At 71.0% G+C, this 17,225-nt stretch carries 19 protein-coding genes and 1 tRNA gene; 3 read left to right on the top strand and 17 right to left on the bottom strand.

Features of this window, described 5'->3' with window-relative positions; translation table 11 throughout:
* Window positions 1–341 precede the first annotated feature (341 nt).
* From D7223_RS33240 to D7223_RS30105, 6 genes are all read right to left on the bottom strand, one after another.
* Entirely contained in the window at window positions 342–1,862 is a 1,521-nt protein-coding gene (locus tag D7223_RS33240) for a serine/threonine-protein kinase (RefSeq protein ID WP_202864714.1), read from the bottom strand.
* A 69-nt stretch (window positions 1,863–1,931) separates the two neighbouring features.
* On the bottom strand, window positions 1,932–3,458 hold the full coding sequence (locus D7223_RS33235) for a serine/threonine-protein kinase (RefSeq protein WP_238162289.1): 1,527 nt from the start codon (window positions 3,456–3,458) through the stop codon (window positions 1,932–1,934).
* Between the two features lie 65 nt (window positions 3,459–3,523).
* Window positions 3,524–4,006 carry a hypothetical protein gene (locus D7223_RS30120; RefSeq protein ID WP_120732692.1) on the bottom strand — a complete coding sequence of 161 codons (483 nt, stop codon included), beginning with the start codon at window positions 4,004–4,006 and terminating at the stop codon, window positions 3,524–3,526.
* Window positions 4,003–4,281 (bottom strand): helix-turn-helix transcriptional regulator, encoded by a 279-nt coding sequence (locus D7223_RS30115; protein WP_120732690.1) that lies wholly within the window; start codon window positions 4,279–4,281, stop codon window positions 4,003–4,005. The genes D7223_RS30120 and D7223_RS30115 overlap by 4 nt, the downstream gene beginning before the upstream one ends.
* Before the next feature lie 61 nt (window positions 4,282–4,342).
* A complete protein-coding gene (locus D7223_RS30110) occupies window positions 4,343–4,855 on the bottom strand; it encodes a hypothetical protein (RefSeq protein WP_120732688.1) in 513 nt (170 codons plus the stop codon).
* 135 nt (window positions 4,856–4,990) lie between these two features.
* Window positions 4,991–5,764 (bottom strand): enoyl-CoA hydratase/isomerase family protein, encoded by a 774-nt coding sequence (locus tag D7223_RS30105; protein WP_120732686.1) that lies wholly within the window; start codon window positions 5,762–5,764, stop codon window positions 4,991–4,993.
* A gap of 234 nt (window positions 5,765–5,998) precedes the next feature.
* Here D7223_RS30105 and D7223_RS30100 point away from each other — a divergent pair, with 234 nt between their 5' ends.
* Complete coding sequence (locus tag D7223_RS30100) at window positions 5,999–6,661, top strand: type 1 glutamine amidotransferase domain-containing protein (RefSeq protein WP_238162288.1); 663 nt, start codon at window positions 5,999–6,001, stop codon at window positions 6,659–6,661.
* 126 nt (window positions 6,662–6,787) lie between these two features.
* Here the strand turns inward: D7223_RS30100 and D7223_RS30095 are convergent, their stop codons facing one another.
* From D7223_RS30095 to D7223_RS30055, 9 genes are all read right to left on the bottom strand, one after another.
* The gene (locus D7223_RS30095; protein ID WP_120732682.1) at window positions 6,788–7,387 is read right to left on the bottom strand and encodes a histidine phosphatase family protein; all 600 of its coding nucleotides are present in this window, start codon (window positions 7,385–7,387) and stop codon (window positions 6,788–6,790) included.
* Window positions 7,388–7,412: 25 nt separating this feature from the next.
* Complete coding sequence (locus D7223_RS30090; RefSeq protein WP_120732680.1) at window positions 7,413–7,832, bottom strand: VOC family protein; 420 nt, start codon at window positions 7,830–7,832, stop codon at window positions 7,413–7,415.
* 34 nt (window positions 7,833–7,866) lie between these two features.
* Window positions 7,867–8,268, bottom strand: a complete 402-nt coding sequence (locus tag D7223_RS30085) for a helix-turn-helix domain-containing protein (RefSeq protein ID WP_186832324.1) — start codon at window positions 8,266–8,268, stop codon at window positions 7,867–7,869.
* Window positions 8,269–8,366: 98 nt separating this feature from the next.
* Complete coding sequence (locus tag D7223_RS30080) at window positions 8,367–9,365, bottom strand: radical SAM protein (protein WP_158610944.1); 999 nt, start codon at window positions 9,363–9,365, stop codon at window positions 8,367–8,369.
* Between the two features lie 41 nt (window positions 9,366–9,406).
* Window positions 9,407–10,153: a class I SAM-dependent methyltransferase gene (locus D7223_RS30075; protein WP_120732676.1), complete on the bottom strand. Its 747-nt coding sequence runs from the start codon at window positions 10,151–10,153 to the stop codon at window positions 9,407–9,409.
* A complete protein-coding gene (locus tag D7223_RS30070; RefSeq protein ID WP_120732674.1) occupies window positions 10,137–11,009 on the bottom strand; it encodes an ion channel in 873 nt (290 codons plus the stop codon). Before D7223_RS30070 ends, D7223_RS30075 begins: the two co-directional genes overlap by 17 nt.
* Window positions 11,010–11,020: 11 nt before the next feature.
* Complete coding sequence (locus D7223_RS30065; protein ID WP_120732672.1) at window positions 11,021–11,695, bottom strand: NUDIX hydrolase; 675 nt, start codon at window positions 11,693–11,695, stop codon at window positions 11,021–11,023.
* Window positions 11,696–12,117: 422 nt separating this feature from the next.
* Window positions 12,118–12,306 carry a DUF397 domain-containing protein gene (locus D7223_RS30060; RefSeq protein WP_420330354.1) on the bottom strand — a complete coding sequence of 63 codons (189 nt, stop codon included), beginning with the start codon at window positions 12,304–12,306 and terminating at the stop codon, window positions 12,118–12,120.
* A gap of 70 nt (window positions 12,307–12,376) precedes the next feature.
* Window positions 12,377–12,453 (bottom strand) — tRNA-Thr (locus D7223_RS30055).
* Between the two features lie 332 nt (window positions 12,454–12,785).
* Between D7223_RS30055 and D7223_RS30050 the strand changes: the two genes are divergently transcribed.
* Entirely contained in the window at window positions 12,786–13,877 is a 1,092-nt protein-coding gene (locus D7223_RS30050) for an ABC transporter ATP-binding protein (RefSeq protein WP_120732668.1), read from the top strand.
* 60 nt (window positions 13,878–13,937) lie between these two features.
* On the opposite strand, the gene rlmB is transcribed toward D7223_RS30050, so the two are convergent.
* Together rlmB and cysS are read right to left on the bottom strand one after the other, a co-directional pair.
* Window positions 13,938–15,074: a 23S rRNA (guanosine(2251)-2'-O)-methyltransferase RlmB gene (gene rlmB, locus D7223_RS30045; protein ID WP_120732666.1), complete on the bottom strand. Its 1,137-nt coding sequence runs from the start codon at window positions 15,072–15,074 to the stop codon at window positions 13,938–13,940.
* On the bottom strand, window positions 15,074–16,489 hold the full coding sequence (gene cysS, locus D7223_RS30040) for a cysteine--tRNA ligase (RefSeq protein WP_120732664.1): 1,416 nt from the start codon (window positions 16,487–16,489) through the stop codon (window positions 15,074–15,076). Before cysS ends, rlmB begins: the two co-directional genes overlap by 1 nt.
* A gap of 62 nt (window positions 16,490–16,551) precedes the next feature.
* Between cysS and D7223_RS30035 the strand changes: the two genes are divergently transcribed.
* Window positions 16,552–17,208, top strand: coding sequence for an IclR family transcriptional regulator (locus tag D7223_RS30035; RefSeq protein ID WP_120732663.1), 657 nt, complete (start codon window positions 16,552–16,554; stop codon window positions 17,206–17,208).
* Window positions 17,209–17,225 lie beyond the last annotated feature (17 nt).

Here is a 17,225-nt window from a genome sequence, read left to right as displayed (position 1 = left end):
CGGGAGCCCCGCATGTCGAGGTCGTACGACACCTTCGTGGCGTCGACGCTGCCCGGCGCCGGTTGGCGGAGCGAACACCACGGGGGCGGTCGGCCCGGCTGACACGTACGACGGACCACGTCGAGCCGCCCGCTCCCCGCCGGACCGGGCGGCTCCTGCGTGCCCGGCCACCTGTCGACGTCACCGGCATTCCGCCACGGCGGGAGCCGGTGCCGCCGACCTGGGTGGCGCCGGCGAGGCGGTGACCGGACCGGGGCCGGCGGGAACGGGGGGCCGCGCAGGGCTACGCCCGAGGGCGGCACCCGCCGGCCCCCTCCGTCCACACCGTGGGGCCGGACGGGTCAGGGTCGGTTCTCCTTGACCCGGGGGACCGGTCGCTCGTCGGCGCACCGCACGGTGACCACGCTGCGGTTGCCGGTGGACACCAGTTCCACCCGCACCTCCCGGGCCGGGCCGGGGGCGTACGTGTCGATCTGGTAGCCGGCGACGGGGACGACGGCCACGATCTCGGCCATCTTGTCGGCGCAGCGCACCGACACCCGGCCGCCGCGCGCCGCGACGTCGACGGCGGATTGTCCACCGGTCGAGGCGCTCGGGGTCGGGGAACCGCTGGTCGGGGCCGCGCCGGAGGGTGTCGCACCGGCGCTCGGCTGCTCCGGGGCGGACGACCTCGGGGTGGGGGACCGGCCGGCCGACGGTCCCTCGGCTGCGATCCGGGTGGACGTGCCGGAAGGCCGGGGCCGGTCGCCGGGCACCGGCTGCCCGACGGTGGCCGCGTCGCCACTGCCGAATCCGGTGTCCGGTCGTTCGGCGGCGTCGGGCGGCCGGAACGGTGGCTCGCCGAGCGTGCCGGCGAGCGCCACCACACCGACGATCGCCGCGCCGATCGCCACCGTCGCCCGGGACCCGAAGCGGACCCGGCGCGCCCCGGCCGACGGGGCGACCCGGCGCGGGCTGGCCGGCGACCGCACCGTCGGGCCGGCCGGGTACGGCGTCCCGGGGCCCGGCGGTGGCATGCTCGCCGGCACGGTCGGTTCGCCGTTCTCGGGCACCCTGGCGAGGGCGCCGGTGAGGATCCGGGCCACCTCGGCGGCGCTCGGCCGGTCGGCCGGATCCTTCGCCAGGCACCAGCGGTGCAGGCGGACGACCTCCGGTGGCACTCCGGCGAGGTCGGGCAGCCGCCCCGGCTCCTCGTACGCGTGGGCGCGCAGCATCCCGGTCCGCGTCTCCCGCCGCCAGGGCAGCCGGCCGGTCAGTTGCCGGTGCAGCAGCAGGCCCAGCGCGTAGACGTCGGAGGCCGGCAGCACCTCGCCCGCGCCCAGCCGTTCCGGCGCGAAGTACGCCGGGGTGCCGAGCAGCCGCCCCTCGGGGTCGATCTCCGGTGTGCCGGCGATCGCCGCGATGCCGAAGTCGACGACCTTCGCCCCGGTCCGGGTCAGCATCACGTTCTCGGGTTTGACGTCCCGGTGCACCAGCCCCTCGTCATGGGCGGCGGCGAGCGCGGCAGCCACCTCGGCGCAGATCCGCAGCGCCTCCCTCGGCGGCAGCGGTCCCTCGGTGAGACGCTCCGCCAGGGTGGTGCCGGTCAGCAGTTCCATGACGACGAAGGGAACCGGCTCACCGGCGAGCGGGGACTCCCCGTAGTCGTAGACGTTGGTCACGTTGGGGTGCGACAGCCGGGCGGCCGCCTTGGCCTCGGCCCGGATCCGCCACCGGGCACCCGGGTCGGTCGCGACGAGCACCTTGACCGCCACGTCGCGTTCCAGCACCTCGTCGTGGGCCCGCCAGACCACGGACATGCCACCTCGGCCGAGACGCTCGTTCAACCGGTAACGGCCGGCGAGCAAATGGTGACGCTCCACAGCGGACAGCCTGCCGTACCGCACCGGCCCGGCACCACCCGGGCATCGGATTTCGCCGATCGAGCGGGTCTACTGGCGGCTCTCCTTGATCTTCGGCACCGGCCGGCCGCGCTCGCACTTCACCTTGATCTCGCTCTCGTTGTCCGCCGAGAGCAGGACCACCTGCACCTCGTCGGCCGGGCCCGGGTCGTAGTCCTTCACCTCGTAGCCCGGTCTTGGGACCAGGCTGACGACGGTGGCGAGTTTCCCGACGCAGAGAACGGTGACCACGCCGCCGAGGGCGGTGATCGGGCTGCCGGCGGTCGGGTCGGGGGATCGCGGTGCGGCGGGCGTCGGGGAGGCGGCCCGGGTCGGTGCGGGGCCCGCCCCGCCGGAGGGTCCGGCACCGCTCCGTGGCGACGTGGTCGGTCCCGCCCCCGACGGCGCCGGCACCGGTACGCCGGACGGCGCGGGACCGGGCCCGACGGTTCCCGCGCCGATGCCCGTCGGTCCGGGACCGCCGGTGGCGGCCGGCCCGGGTTCGCCGCCGCCGGCCGGTCCGGGACCACCGGTGCCGGTCGGTGCCGCCGGGTCGGACCCGGTCGGGGACGGGCCGGCCGTCCGATCCCCGGTGCGGCCGTCACCCAGCGGGTCGGTCAGCGCGGCGGTGACCGCCAGGACGGCCGCCGCGACGCCGGCCACCACCAGCGCCCGGCGACGGGATCGGGGCCGCTCCGGCGGCACCGCCGGATCCGGCCCGCCCGCGCCGGCCGGTCCCACGTGCCCGGCCGGTCCCGTGGCCCCGGTCAGCCCGGCCGCGTCGACCAGGACGCGCTCCGCCTCGGTCGCCGACGGCCGGTCCGCCGGGTCCTTCGCCAGGCACCGCCGGCACAGGTCCCGGACCGCCTCCGGCAGTCCGTCGACGTGGGGCAGGTCCGCCGGCTCGACGTAGACATGGGCCTTGAGCATCTGCGTGGTGGTCTCGGAGTGCCAGGGCAGCCGGGCGGTGAGCACCCGGTGCAGGAGGAGCCCGAGGGCGTACACGTCGGAGGCGGGCACGACCTCGCCGGCGGTGAGGCGTTCCGGAGCGAGGTAGGCGGGTGTCCCCATCAACCTGCCGTCCGGGTCGATCTCCGGTGCGCCGACGGCGGCGGCGATGCCGAAGTCGAGCACCTTCGCCCCGGTCGGGGTCAACATCACGTTCGACGGCTTGATGTCGCGGTGCACCAGCCCCTGCGCGTGGGCGGCGGCCAGCGCACCGGCCACCTCGGCGCAGGCCCGTAACCCGGCGTGGGGCGGCAGCGGCCCGGCGGCGAGCCGCCGGGCGAGCGTCTGGCCGGACAGTAGTTCCATCACGACGTACGGCACCGCGCCGGTGGGCGACGCGGACTCGCCGTAGTCGTAAACGTTGGTGACGTTGGGGTGCGACAGGCGGGCCGCCGCCCGCGCCTCGGCCCGGATCCGACCCCGGTCGGCGGCGTCGGTGCCGGCCAGCAACTTGACCGCCACGTCCCGGCCGAGCACCTCGTCGTGTCCACGGTGGACAACCGACATGCCGCCGCGCCCGAGGACCTCCCCGAGCACGTACCGACCGCCGAGCGTCTGTTGGCTCTGCACCGTCCCAGCCTGCCAGAGCGGACGGCGGTCGGCACGACGGACCCGTCGACCGGGGTCGATCCGGCTCAGACGTCCGCGCGTAGCGCCGCCACCAGGGTCGGCAGCACGATCGCCACGTGGAAGGGGAGCACCAGGGCCCCCGCGACCAGCCCGGCCCCCGGCGCGGGAAGGTCGATCTGCGTCCAGAGCAGCACCACCGCCAGGCCGAGGACGAGCAGGCCGGACCCGACCTTGTACGCGGTCGCGTACACCTCGCCGCGTACCTGCGCCTGCCGCTCGTCGAGGACCTCACCGGTCAGTTCCTCGACGCCCCGGGTGGACGCCTTGAGCGCCCCGAGGAGCAGCACGAAGGCCACGACGACGACCGCCATGCCGACGGCCGCTCCGACCGGCGAGACGTCCATCAGCAGGAACAGGCCGGCCTCCACCACCAGCAGGGCGATCAGCCCGGCGGCCAGCCGGCGGCGGGCCACCGGGTTGCGGAACTTCTCGAAGCGCGGGTCGTCCAGTCGCGCAGCCCGTCGCTCCTGGTATGTCGTGCCGGTCATGCCATCTCCTTCCGTTCGCCGTAGACCTGCTCCGACAGGGGTCGGAACGGTTCCAGCGAGAACACCGCTTCCACCGGGAGCCCGAAGACCGCCGCGATCCGCATCGCCAGCACCACGCTGGGGCGGTATTCGCCGCGTTCCAGGTAGCCGATGGTCTGGTAGTGCACACCGACGGCGTCCGCGAGCTCCTTGCGGCTCATCCCGCGTTCGGCCCGGAGCAGTCCGATCCGGGTGTACAGCTCGGGCTCGCCTTTGTTGTCCGTCAACCTCGGCATGTAGCAAATGTACTACATGCCGATGCGTGAAGGCTAACTGGCGGAAGGGGTGGAGGGTGGGTCAGGCCGGATGCCGGCGGAGGAACTCACGAGCCAGCCGCTCGTCCCGTCGGGTCGCCACCAGGCCCAGCACACCGACGATCCCGAGGACCGCCGCCATGACCGACCAGAAGGGGGCCCACTGGAGGAACGCCTGCCCGAACTGGGTCACGATCAGCCCGGCGAACGGAACGAAGTGCGCCCGTTGGCCGGCCATCTGCTCGGCGACCTCACGCAGCAGGGGACGGTCCTCGTCCCGCACCGGAGCCTTCCCCTTGACCTGCCGACCCAGACTCCATCGGCGAGACCAACTCAACGCCCAGAGCGGGCTCTGGGCGTTGCGCTTGTACCGGCCGCTGCGCAGCAGCCAGACGAAGCCGCCGAACACCACCACGAGACCGACCGCGAGCAGCACCAGGCCGACGATCCGGGCCCAACCGGGCGGGTCTCCCTCGAACAGCGAGGAGTCGGTGTCGAAGAGGTTCAGCAGGCCCGCCACGAACCCGCCCAACAGGCCGACGGCGATCACCGCCATCGCCGCCAGCAGGAATCTCCGGCGCCCCCGCCGGACTCCATCCCGTTCCGTCGTCGCACCGTCCATCATGGAGCCCCCGTTCGCCGTGGTCGACGGCTGCCGTCGTACCCGTCGACGGGGGTCGGGTAAACGCGGTCAGCGACCGGCCGGCGGCACCCAGCCGAAGCGCGGCGGCCGGCGCTCGTGGAAGGCCGCGACCCCCTCGCGGGCCTCGCCGCTGGCCCGCACCTGGCCGTGCCACCAGGCGACCCGGTCGGCGTCGGCGCGACCGTCCACGATCTCCTTCGCCGCCGCGACGGTGAGCTGCGAGCGGGCGGTGATCGCGGCGGTCAGCTCGTCCACCCGGCCGGCGAGCGCGTCGCCGGACAGGACCTCGTCGACCAGGCCGACCCGCAGCGCCCGCCCGGCGTCGACCAGCTCCGCGGTGAACAGCAGGTGCTTGGCCGCCGCCGGGCCGACCAGCCGGGCCAGCCGGCGGGTGGTCGGCGCCGGGTAGACCAGACCCAACCGCGCCGGGGGTACGCCGAACCGGGCGTCCTCGGCGGCGATCCGGAGGTCACAGGCGACCGCCAACTGGCAGCCGCCTCCCACGCAGGCACCCTGGACGGCGGCGACGGTCGGCTTGGCGAACCCGGCCAGCCGCTCCTCGGCGGCGACCGCGATGCTGCCGTCACCGGCGTCCAGCAGCTCGTCCAGGTCACCCAGGTCGGCGCCCGCGCAGAACGTGCCGTCCGCCCCGGTCAGCACCAGCACCCGGACCGCCGGGTCGGCCTCCAGGTCGTCCAGCAGTCGCGGCAGACGCCGCCACATCGCCGTGGTCATCGCGTTGCGCCGCGCCGGGTTGTGGATCACCACCGTGGCGACCGCACCGGTCACCTCGACGAGCAGGTCCGCGTCCGCCACCGCCACTCCCCCTCCACCCGGCCGCCCGGCAGCGATCGGTGCGGCCGGGTGCGGCGGCCGTCCACGCCGCCGGTCCGGCGACGGTCCACGCCGCGATTGCGGCCACGATCCACGTCGCCCGTGCGGCGACCATAACGGCGCTGGCCGGAAGGGGCGGCGGCGGGTGCCCGGGGTAAACCTGTCGCGGCTGTGTGATTCGCCTATTGGCCGGCCGCCGCCGCGCGAGCCAGCATGGAGCCCATGACACGTGCCCTCATCGCGCTGACCAGCCACCGCCAGCTCGGCAACACGGGCAAGGAGACCGGCTTCTACGTGGGCGAGGCCGCGGAGCCGTGGGAGGTGTTCCGCGCCGCCGGATGGGACGTCGACCTGGCGTCGGTAGCCGGCGGCGAGCCCCCGCTGGACGGCCGGGACGAGAACGACAAGACCCAGAACGACTTCCTGGCCACCGCCGGCGTGCAGCACACGCCCCGGGCCGCCGAGGTCGACCCCTCCCGGTACGACGTGATCGTCTTCGCGGGCGGCCACGGCACCATGTGGGACTTCCCCGACAATCCGGACCTCGCCCGCATCGCCGCCTCGATCTACGAGCGCGGCGGCGTGGTGGCCGCCGTCTGCCACGGCCCGTCGGCCCTGGTGAACCTGAAGCTCTCCGACGGCTCCCACCTGGTCGCCGGCAAGCGGGTGGCCGGCTTCACCAACGACGAGGAGCGCGCCGTCGGCCTCGCCGACGAGGTGCCGTTCCTGCTCGCCGACAAGCTCACCGAGGCCGGCGCCGTCCACGTACCGGCCCCCGACTTCACCGAGCACGTGGTCACCGACGGTCGCCTGGTCACCGGCCAGAATCCCCAGTCCGCCCGCGCCCTGGCCGACGCCGTGGTGCAGGCGGTCCGCGCCGCCTGACCGCACGCTTCATGATCGTGCTCGATCCACGAAGTAGTGGCCTCGCCCGCCCAGCGAGGCCACTACTTCCGTGTTCGGGCGCGATCACGTGCCGGCTACGCGCGGTCGTCGGGTGCCGGCCACCGCTCACACTTGGTACTCGGGTGGCAGGCCGGTTCCCCGCAACTCCGCCGGCAGGTGGGCCGCGTCGTTGAAGGCGACCAGCCGGGGCGGCAGGCCGTCGGTGTAGCGGATCACGGTCAGCCCGCAGTTCAGCGGGTTGAGCCCCAGCCACCGTGGCTCCGGCGCGTCCAGGGCGTCGCGAACCAGCCACCCGACGAGGAACGCGTGCGTCACCACCAGCTCGGTGACGTCCCCGGCGTCGGGCGGACGACCGAAGTGCCGCGCCGCCGCCGCCGTCACGCGCGGCCCGTCGACCCGCTCGGCCTCGGTGAGACCATCCAGGAACCGGGCGTACGCGGACGGCAGGCCGGCCGGATCCGTACGGTGCGGCAGGTGGTCGCCGGCCAGGTCGGTGGCGTGCACCGGCACCCCGGGCAGTGAGCGGGCGACCAGCGCGGCGGTCTCGGCGGCCCGGGGCAGCGGACCGTGGTGGACGGCCGCCAGCGGCACCCGGGACAGCCGCTCGCCGAGCAGCACCGCCTGCCGCCGGCCCCGCTCGGAGAGCCCCGCCCCGTCCTGCTCCTGCTCGCCGTGGCGGGCCAGGAGCAGCAGTCGGGTCGGCACGACGCAGAGGGTATCCGCCCGGGGATCAGCCGCGGGGGAACATCTGACCGATGCGGATCCTGTTGCCGAACGGGTCCCGGATCCCGAAGTCGATCCCGTACGGGCGCTCCATCGGCTCGTCGGTGATCTCCACGCCCTTGCCGACCAGGTCCTCGTACGTCTTGTGCGCGTCGTCGGTGGTCATGAAGAGGTAGCCGCCCAGCGCGCCCTTGGTGAGCAGCTCACGGACCTGCTCGGCGGTGGCCGGGTCGAGGGCCGGCGGACCCGGCTTCTCCAGCAGGATCTCCCGCTCCGGGTCGCCGGGCAGGTTCACCGTCAGCCAGCGCATGAAGCCGAGGTCCTGGTCGGTGTTGACCTCCAGGCCGAGCTTGCCGACGTAGAAGTCGAGCGCCTGGTCCTGGTCGAGGACGTAGATCTGGGAGCGGGAAATCGCGTTCATCGTCATGCCGGAAACGCTAGACCCCCACCCTGACCTGCGCTTATCCGAAACTGCTCGGTCTGGTCCAGGCTTTGGTGAAGCAGCTCGGCACGGCGACGGAGGGAGCCCTGCGCCTCCGGTACTCCGTCGGCGACTCCCCGACGATCTGCTTGAACGTGCGGCTGAACGTGCCGAGGCTGCCGAAGCCCACCGCGTAGCAGACGTCGGTGACGTCCCGGTCGGTCTGCACCAGCAGGTACATAGCCCGCTCCACCCGACGGCGCTGGAGGTAGCGGTGCGGGGTCTCCCCGAAGGTCGCCCGGAACGTGCGGATGAAGTGCGCCTCGGAGACGTGCGCGATCCGGGCCAGGGCGGGGACGTCCAGCGGCTGTGCGTACGCCCGGTCCATCGCGTCCCGGGCCCGCAGCATCGCCCGGTTCGACTCCTCCACCGCCCTGCTCACGGCCCCACTCTAGGGCGTGCGGCCTCGGGTGGACGCACCCCGTGGAAGTCGCTGACCAGCGCCGCCACCTCGCGCCGCGACGGTTCGCTCGCCTCGCCTCACGTATAGATGCTCTGCCCGGCCTCGAATGCACACGGTTCAGCCATCATCACCCCGATGCGCTCCTCAAGAGCACTCCTGAGGGATGTCGAACCCATATGCTCGATGGGATGGACCACTTCCAGGTCTGGACGAATCAAACAGGGGCGGAATGCGCCCTCCGCGTCGACCCGCAGAACGAAGACGCCCTCACCGCAGCGCTTCTTCAGGGCACATCCGTTGCACATCCCGGTGAACAGCAGCCCGTTGCGCACATCTTTGACCATCCAGCGCTGCCCACCGGGTCCTTTGAACACGGATATTCGGCAACCGGTCCGATCCCTGGTGACACTGGACAGGGTCGACAGACTCGACAGCTTTTCGATGATCGGGTCCGACGAGGTGTCGCACAGTTCTTCCTGCTGGAGATCCCAACGAGTGCCGATAAGGTCGATCACCAGCAGGTTGGTACCCATCTCGAACGACTTCTCGAGCACGGCGTCGAACTCTCCGAAGTTTTCGGAGGTGACCGAGAAGTTCATCGTCGTCGGCACCCCTATCTGTTGGAGAAGGAGCAACATGCCGTCGAGCCGCGCGCTCGACCACGCGCGCCCCAGCAGCGCCTTGCCCACGGAGTCGTCGGACGCGTGCACGCTGATCTTGACTTCGTCCACGCAACCGGCCTCCAGCTCTGGGACAACCCGGTCAAGAAGGAGGCCGTTGGTGCACAGTGCTCTCCGCAGCCTGCGCCCGCCCAGGACGCGCAGGATCCCGGCTATCTCCGGGTGGACCAGCGGATCTCCGCCGGTCACGTCGATTTCGTAGCCACCAATCTCAACGAAGGCGTCGACCAGCCGGTCGAAGGTCCCAACGCTCATGTGAATGGGACGCCAGTGCGACTGGATCCCCTCCTGATGACAGAACTTGCAATGGAGTTGGCAGGCGTGGGTGACAGAGACACGCAGGCGTCCCAACATGCTGCTGAACCTACCGACCGCGTCGTCCGCCGCATCGCTCATGATGAGACCTCCACCTGTTCGCCAAGAAGCCGGGAGCCCTGCTACGTACGCTGCGCCAAGAAGTACCTCAGGTGCGGTGTGGCGCACGATGTGGCGAGAGCGGAAAGGGGCACGATCGTGAAGTACGATTCGGACGTGAATGCCGTCACCAGCTCGGACTCTAGGTAGGCCCGCCCGTGGTGGTGCTCGAACACCCGCCCGTGCTGCAGGTCGTCCCGCGAGTATTCGATGCGGTACGCGCCGGCAGCGCGGTCGGTCCACTCGACTCGGGCGCTCAAACCGACGCTCTGCCATCGCTTCGCCTCGATGTCGAACCAGTCCGACCGCAGGGCAGAACGGTCGATCATGTCGAACAGGAAGAGGCCACCTCGTCTGATGTTCGCACCAAGCCTCCGAATGAATTGAAGAAGGTCTGCCTTCTCGGCCAGATAGGCAAGAGAGAATGAGAGACACACCGCGCCGTCGTGTGGCGTCGCGAGGTCGAGCTGCCGGATGTCGGAGTGAACAAACGACACCGCCTGATTCAACCGCTGCGCCTTGGCTTCTGCAATCGCCAGCATCGATGCCGAGGTGTCGACAGCGGTCACGGTGACGTTCTCGTGCCGTAACAGCGCCGTGGTGACGTTGCCGGAGCCGCAGGCCAGATCGACCACGGAGATCGTACGGCCGGGGTGCAGGCCCTTGAGCCGCCGCACCAGGTACTCGGCGGCGATCTCCTTGCTCTCGACCCGGGAGAGACGGTCGTAGACATCCGCGAGGAGAGCGTAGGGATCAAGCTGCCTGGCCATCGGCCACCGTCCGCGCCTTCGCCATCAGCAGGTCGTGCAGCCGCACCGCATCCTCGACCGGCCACGCGAAGAGGGCCCAGAACTCTCGGCTTGTCAGGTCCGGGTCCTGGAACTCCGGCCTGTCCATGAAATCGTCGTTCGGGGCCACGACAACCTTCGTCAGACTGTATTTGCTGCCGATCCCGAAGGTCGACCCGAGGATGGAGCAGCGGACAGAAACCTTGAGTCCGTCCTCGGAGGGGTCATACCCTGCCCCGATGTCGTCCAGCTCCGGATCATAGTCAAGCCCCTTGACCAACAGGGCCGAATCGCGCAGGTAGGGGAGAGCAACCTCGTAGAGGCGCGTGTGCCGCCGTCTCAACTTCAGCACCATGCTCATCGAAAGGTCGGTCACGATGATGCCGGAGGTGTTGACGAGCAGGATCGCCAGCTTCCGCTCCGCCTCAAGATAGATGGCGACAGGCGACAGCAGGAGTGTCCTCGGGTCAGGCGACGTTATCCGCAGCACCACGTATGCGATGAGCACGCCGAACAGGACGGTGCCGGCGAATGCCTGGGTAACTGCGACCGGCTTGCTCAGGCCCGACGGTGCCAAATTGTCGTAGTCGACCGAAAGTTGAGTGATGAAGCTGTAGTAGAGCCGGTCTCCGAAGGATCCAGCTTCCTTGATCTCCCCCAACCCAGCTACCGCCAGCAACTGGTAGCAGACGGCGTAAAGAATCGCGATGAGACCGTAGAAACCCGTAAAAATCGCGAACAGCCAGGCTAGGCGGTGTCTGATCAATGCGTAGTGGAACCTGGCCCGCCGAGTGATGCGGAATCGTCCCGGATCCATGTGGCTATTACCGAGGGGCATCGATTTTTCCTCTACATGAATCTCGCACTGCTCCCGCTGGTTTCCCTGTCATTCGCATATCGCGCGATACGCGCGTACAAGTTGTCGAAACGCGGCAGAAAATCGCTCGCCCGGACGACCACCCGGCGGGATCGGGCAAGTCCCTGTTTGTCCAGTTGGTAGGCATGACACGATGGACTGGACCCGTCAACGAAGATCCCCAGCAAATCGGCTGCGGGGACGACGACGAGTTCGTCGATCTCCACCGGATCAAAATTCAGGGTGCCAGGATCCTGGTCGGTGACGACGACGTAGACATCGGCGAAAATTCGACTCAGCACTCCTGGCGCCTCATACATGTCTACACGTCGTCCCACGTGCACGAGGCTGTCGGCGGACACCTTGAGTCCCAATTCTTCCGCGAGTTCGCGTGCGGCCGCAGACTGCACGGTCTGTCCAGCGACCACGTGCCCGGAAGCGCTGATGTCGAGCACGCCCGGGGACACGGTCTTGGTGCGCGAACGTCGTTGAAAGACGACAGCGGGAACACCCTCGACTTTCGCCAGTACGAAGACCTGCGCGCAGACGTGCCAGATCCCGAGGCGATTAGCCAACTGGCGACCGACTATGCCGATCGGGTTGCCCCGGTGATCGACCGCTTCCACCAGCTCGTCATTACTGACGCGACTATCCGCGTTCTCCATCATTGACGCATCCTAGCCCCGGGGGGCAACGCCGTCGACCATCTGCTCGGCCTGGAACCAACTCGGGCGAATATTGCGAACAGCACGTGGCGAGGCGCCTGGTACATACCGCCAGAAAAAGTGTCCATGATCCGACAGGTGCAGGACGGAATGCTGTCGTCAGTCTATGTGCACCTTACGGCTGGGGGGTGTCCAGATCTTGCGTCACCACATGATCCCGGATGCCCTACTCCATGCCCCGCCCATCACTCCCTGGCGGGGAAGGCTGCTCGTCCAGAGATCACGTCGAAGCCCCTGACGGACTACGGCGGATCCAGAGCGTCGCGCCCGCTTCATCTTCCGGTGGACGATTGCCGTGGCGGCCGACATGGCGGCAGTCCAGACCAGCACCTCGTTGGTGCCTCCATCCGCACGGTAGTAGAACCTCACGGTGCCAGGTCCGTCCGGAGCGTCCTCGTGGCATCCACGAACGCCGACCAACGTGACGCAGCCACCACCAGGACCGGCCCGCACGGCTCCTTGGAGTCGCGGACGCCGACCGGGTACGGGGTCAGCGCGACCTCCACGCACTGCGCGTTCTCGTTCGGACTGCGAGTGCTCTTCCGGCAGGTCACGCTGCTCAGGAAGCCACGGTCCAACCTCTGGCCGCCAGCAGTGCCTCAGCGGGAAACGCCTTGTGGGATATGGAGCCCCCGGCCGGGATCGAACCGGCGACATCTCGCTTACAAGGCGAGTGCTCTGGCCAGCTGAGCTACAGGGGCGTACGTGCCGACGTCAGCATAGCGACCAACGTCCGGTTTTCCCCCGCGGCAGGGGTCCCGAGCACGGGAAACGTCGAGAACCCGACCGGCGACGGTTGCGCGGAGCGTCGATTGATGCCTCGCCGTGCCCGACTGACCGGTATGTGTATGCGGTCCGTCCCACCCGGTGTCGCCCGCCTTGGCAGTACGGGCAAAGCCGTTTACCGTGCAGTGACACGGATGACATCCCGGCTTGCCGGGGCGCCCTCCGTGGGCCGGTCCGGTAACGGGCCGGTCGCTCCTTCACTCGGATCGTCCGGCACGTTCCTGCCGGTGAAAGGAAGCGTTCCCCCATGGCTACGGTCACGTACAGCAAGGCGTCCCGGATCTACCCGGGCACCGAGCGCCCCGCCGTCAACCAGCTCGACCTGGAGATCGGCGACGGCGAGTTCCTCGTCCTGGTCGGCCCGTCGGGCTGCGGAAAGTCCACCAGCCTGCGGATGCTCGCCGGCCTGGAGGACGTCGACGAGGGCTCGATCTACATCGACGACCGGGACGTCACCCACCTCCCGCCGAAGGCCCGCGACATCGCGATGGTCTTCCAGAACTACGCCCTCTACCCGCACATGACGGTGTACGAGAACATGGCGTTCGCGCTCAAGCTCCGCAAGACCTCGAAGTCGGAGATCGACCGGCGGGTCAAGGAGGCGGCGGCGCTGCTCCAGCTGGAGGAGTACCTCAGCCGTAAGCCGAAGGCGCTCTCCGGTGGTCAGCGCCAGCGGGTCGCGATGGGCCGCGCGATCGTCCGCGAGCCGCAGGTCTTCCTCATGGACGAGCCGCTGTCGAACCTCGACGCCAAGCTCCGGGTGCAGACCCGTACGCAGATCGCCTCGCTCCAGGCGAAGCTCGGCATCACCACCGTCTACGTGACCCACGACCAGGTCGAGGCCATGACCATGGGTCACCGGGTGGCGGTCATGCTGGACGGCGTCCTCCAGCAGGTGGACACCCCGCGGGCCCTCTACGACACCCCGTCGAACGTCTTCGTCGCCGGCTTCATCGGCTCCCCGGCCATGAACATCAAGACGGTGCCGCTCAAGGAGCAGGGCGGCGAGTTCGCCGACATGTACATTCCGCTGACCCGCGAGCAGGTCGCCGCGGCCCAGGCGGAGGGCGGCAACGGCAAGGTGACCGTCGGCTTCCGCCCGGAGGACTGCGACATCGTCAGCGCCTCCGAGGGCGGCATGCCGGTCGTGGTCGAGCTGGTCGAGGACCTCGGCTCGGACGCGAACGTCTACGGCCACGCCGCGCTCGAGGGCCACGACGAGCGCTTCGTGGTCCGCACCGACCGGCGCACCATGCCGAACATGGGTGAGACCATCTTCGTCAAGCCGCGTACCGGCCAGAGCCACGTCTTCCACGCCAGCACCGGCTTCCGGATCTGACGTACGACGAAAGGGGCGGCCCGCTTCGGCGGACCGCCCCTTTCGTGTGTGCTGGTGCGGTCAGACCTCGGCGGCCCGGCGGCGCGCCACCTCGGCGAGCGTCACGGCGGCGGCGACGCTCGCGTTGAGCGACTCGACGTCGGAGACCATCGGGATGCTGACGGTCAGGTCGCAGGTCTCGCCGACCAGCCGGGACAGCCCCCGGCCCTCGGAACCCACCACCACGACCAGCGGGCCGACCGCCACCTCCAGGTCGTAGAGGTCGGTGTCGCCGTCGGCGTCCAGGCCGACCACCATGAACCCGGCTTCCTGGCAGGCCTTGAGCGACCGGGTCAGGTTGGTGACCTGGGCGACCGGGACCCGCGCGGCCGCGCCGGCACTGGTCCGCCAGGCGGTCGCGGTGATCCCGGCGGCCCGACGCTCGGGTACGAAGACACCCTGCGCGCCGAACGCGGCGGCGGACCGGATCACCGCGCCGAGGTTGCGCGGGTCGGTGACGCCGTCCAGCGCCACCAGCAGCGGGGCCGTCTGCTCCAGCGCCGCCGCCACCAGGTCCTCGAACGGCTCGTACGCGAACGGCGGCACCTGGAGGCCAACGCCTTGGTGCAGCACACCGCCGGTCATCCGGTCCAACTCGGCGCGGCTGATCTCCAGGATCGCGATGCCCCGGTCGGCGGCGGTGCGGACGATCTCGTTGACCCGGTCGTCGGACTCGATGCCCTGCGCGGTGTAGAGCGCCGTCGCCGGCACCTGCGCGCGCAGCGACTCCAGCACCGGGTTGCGGCCGACCAGCAGTTCCGGGGTGTCCTTCGACGGGTTGGACCGGCGGCCCGGCGCGACCCGGGGGCCACCGCGACCGGCGGTGGGCTTGCCGCCCCGGCCGGCACCGGCTCGACCGCCGCCGGCCGGGGTGCCCCGGCCGCCGCCCTTGCCCCAGGTGGTGTCCTTGCTGCCCGGCTGGCCGATCTTCGGGGCGCGCCCCTCCTCGGCCGCCGCCCGGCGCTCCTTGTCCTGCTTCCAGGCGGTGCGCTGGGGCAGCTTCTCGGTGCCCGAGTATGCCTTGTGCCAGGGCCGCTCGTCGGCCGGCAGGGTCTTGCCCCGCCCGGCGAGGGAGTCCTTGTTCTTGCCGCCGGAGCCCTTGGGGGCGCCCGCCTTCGGCGTCAGCCGTCGGCCACGGCGCTGCGAGTTGCCGGCCATCAGTCCTGCTCTCCAATAGTCCAACGGGGGCCCTGGGGGGTGTCCTCGACGACCACGCCGGCCTGCCGGAGCTGGTCGCGTACGGCGTCCGCGGCGGCCCAGTCCTTCCGGCCGCGCGCCTGCGCGCGCTGCTCCAGGGCCAGCGCGATCAGGGAGTCCACCACGCCGCGCAGGTCGTCCGCGCGACCGCCACCGGTCCACGCCGGGTCGAGGGGGTCCACCCCGAGGATATCCAGCATCGCCCGGGCCTCGCCGAGTGCCGTGCGGACGGTCACATCGTCGCCGCCGGCCAGGGCCGTGTTGCCGTCCCGGACCACCTCGTGCAGGACGGCGAGCGCCGCCGAGGTGTTCAGGTCGTCGTCCATCGCGGCGGCGAACGCCGCCGGCAGGGCACCGAGCTGACCCGCGCCGACCCGCTCGGCCGCGCGCCGCACGAAACCCTCGACCCGCCGGTACGCCACGGCCGACTCGCGCAGCGCCTCCTCCGAGTAGTCGATCACCGACCGGTAGTGGGCCGCCGCGTAGTAGTAGCGCAGTTCCACCGGCCGTACGCCCAGGGAGCCGACGTAGCTCAGGTCGAGGCTGTTGCCGGCCGACTTGCCCATCTTCGCGCCGCCGATGCTGAGCAGGCCGTGGTGCACCCAATAGCGGGCGAACGGCAGCCCGGCCGCCCGGGACTGGGCCAGCTCGTTCTCGTGGTGGGGGAACGTCAGGTCCAAGCCACCGCCGTGGATGTCGAACTCGGCACCCAGGTAACGCCAGCACATCGCCGAGCATTCGATGTGCCAGCCGGGACGGCCCTGGCCCCACGGCGACGGCCAGTGCGCGTCGGCCGGCTCGCCCGGTTTGGCGCCCTTCCACAGCGCGAAGTCGCGCGGGTCGCGCTTGCCGCGCTCCGGCGCGTCCCCGGCGGACTGCATGTCGTCCGGTGACTGGTTGGACAGCGACCCGTACGCCGGCCAGGACCGCACGTCGAAGTAGACGTCGCCGGAGCCGTCGGTGGCCGGGTAGGCGTGCCCGTCGGCGATCAGCTTGGCGATCAGCTCGTGCATCTCCGGGATGTGCCCGGTGGCCCGGGGCTCGTACGTCGGGGGCAGCACGTTCAACGCGCGGTAGGCCGCGGTCAGCTTCAGCTCGTTGGCGTACGCGATCGACCAGAACGGCCGGTCCTGCTCGCCCGCCTTGACCAGGATCTTGTCGTCGATGTCGGTCAGGTTGCGGATGAAGGTGACCTCGAAGCCGCCGGAGACCAGCCAGCGCCGCAACACGTCGTAGTTGACGCCCGAGCGAAGGTGACCGATGTGCGGCGGGCCCTGGAGGGTGAGACCACACAGGTAGACGCCCACCTTGCCGGCTTCCCGGGGGACGAAGTCCCGCACCGATCGGGTGGCGGTGTCATACAGGCGTAGCGTCACCGGACAAGGGTATCGGTCCGCGCTGCCGAGGGTCGGCCGGAGCCGGGTCGTACGCTGCTGGCGTGGACACCACGGCCGGATCCGGCGGCGAGATCGCCCAGACCCTCGACCGGGGTCTGCGGCTGCTGCACCTGGTGGCCGACGCGCCGGGCGGGTTGACCGTCACCGAGGCGGCCCAGCGGCTGGGCATCGGCCGCGCGGCGGTGTACCGGCTGGTCGGCGCCCTGGCCGGGCACGGCATGCTGCGCCGGGATCCGGAGGGCCGGCTGCGCCTCGGTGCCGGCGTGCTCCAGTTGGCCCGGCGGGCCCAACCCCTGCTCGCCGAGGGCGCGCTGCCCGCGCTGCGCCGGCTCGCCGAGCAGGTTGGGGCCACCGCCCACCTCACCGTGGTCGAGGGCGGCGAGGGGGTGGCCCTGGCGGTGGTGGAGCCGAGCTGGACGGCGTTCCACGTGGCCTACCGGACGGGCGCCCGGCACCCGCTGGAACGCGGTGCGGCGGGACGGGCCATCCTCGCCGGCCGGTCCGGCGCCGTCGGCCCGGTGAGCACCGTCGGGGAGTTGCAACCCGGGGCGTACGGGGTGGCCGCTCCGGTGCTCGGCGTACCCGGCCTGGAGGCGAGCGTCGGCGTGGTGGCCCTGGCGCCGCTGGAGGTGGCGACGGTCGGTACCCAGGTGAGTGCCGCCGCCGAGGCCGTCGCCGCCGCCCTCGGCGGTTCTTGATCGACTCGTCTTCACTG

This window comes from Micromonospora endolithica, from assembly GCF_003626595.1.
GTDB classification, from domain to species: domain Bacteria; phylum Actinomycetota; class Actinomycetes; order Mycobacteriales; family Micromonosporaceae; genus Micromonospora; species Micromonospora endolithica.
Note: the sequence above shows the minus strand (reverse complement) of the source record. Positions and strands in the feature narration are given on the sequence as shown.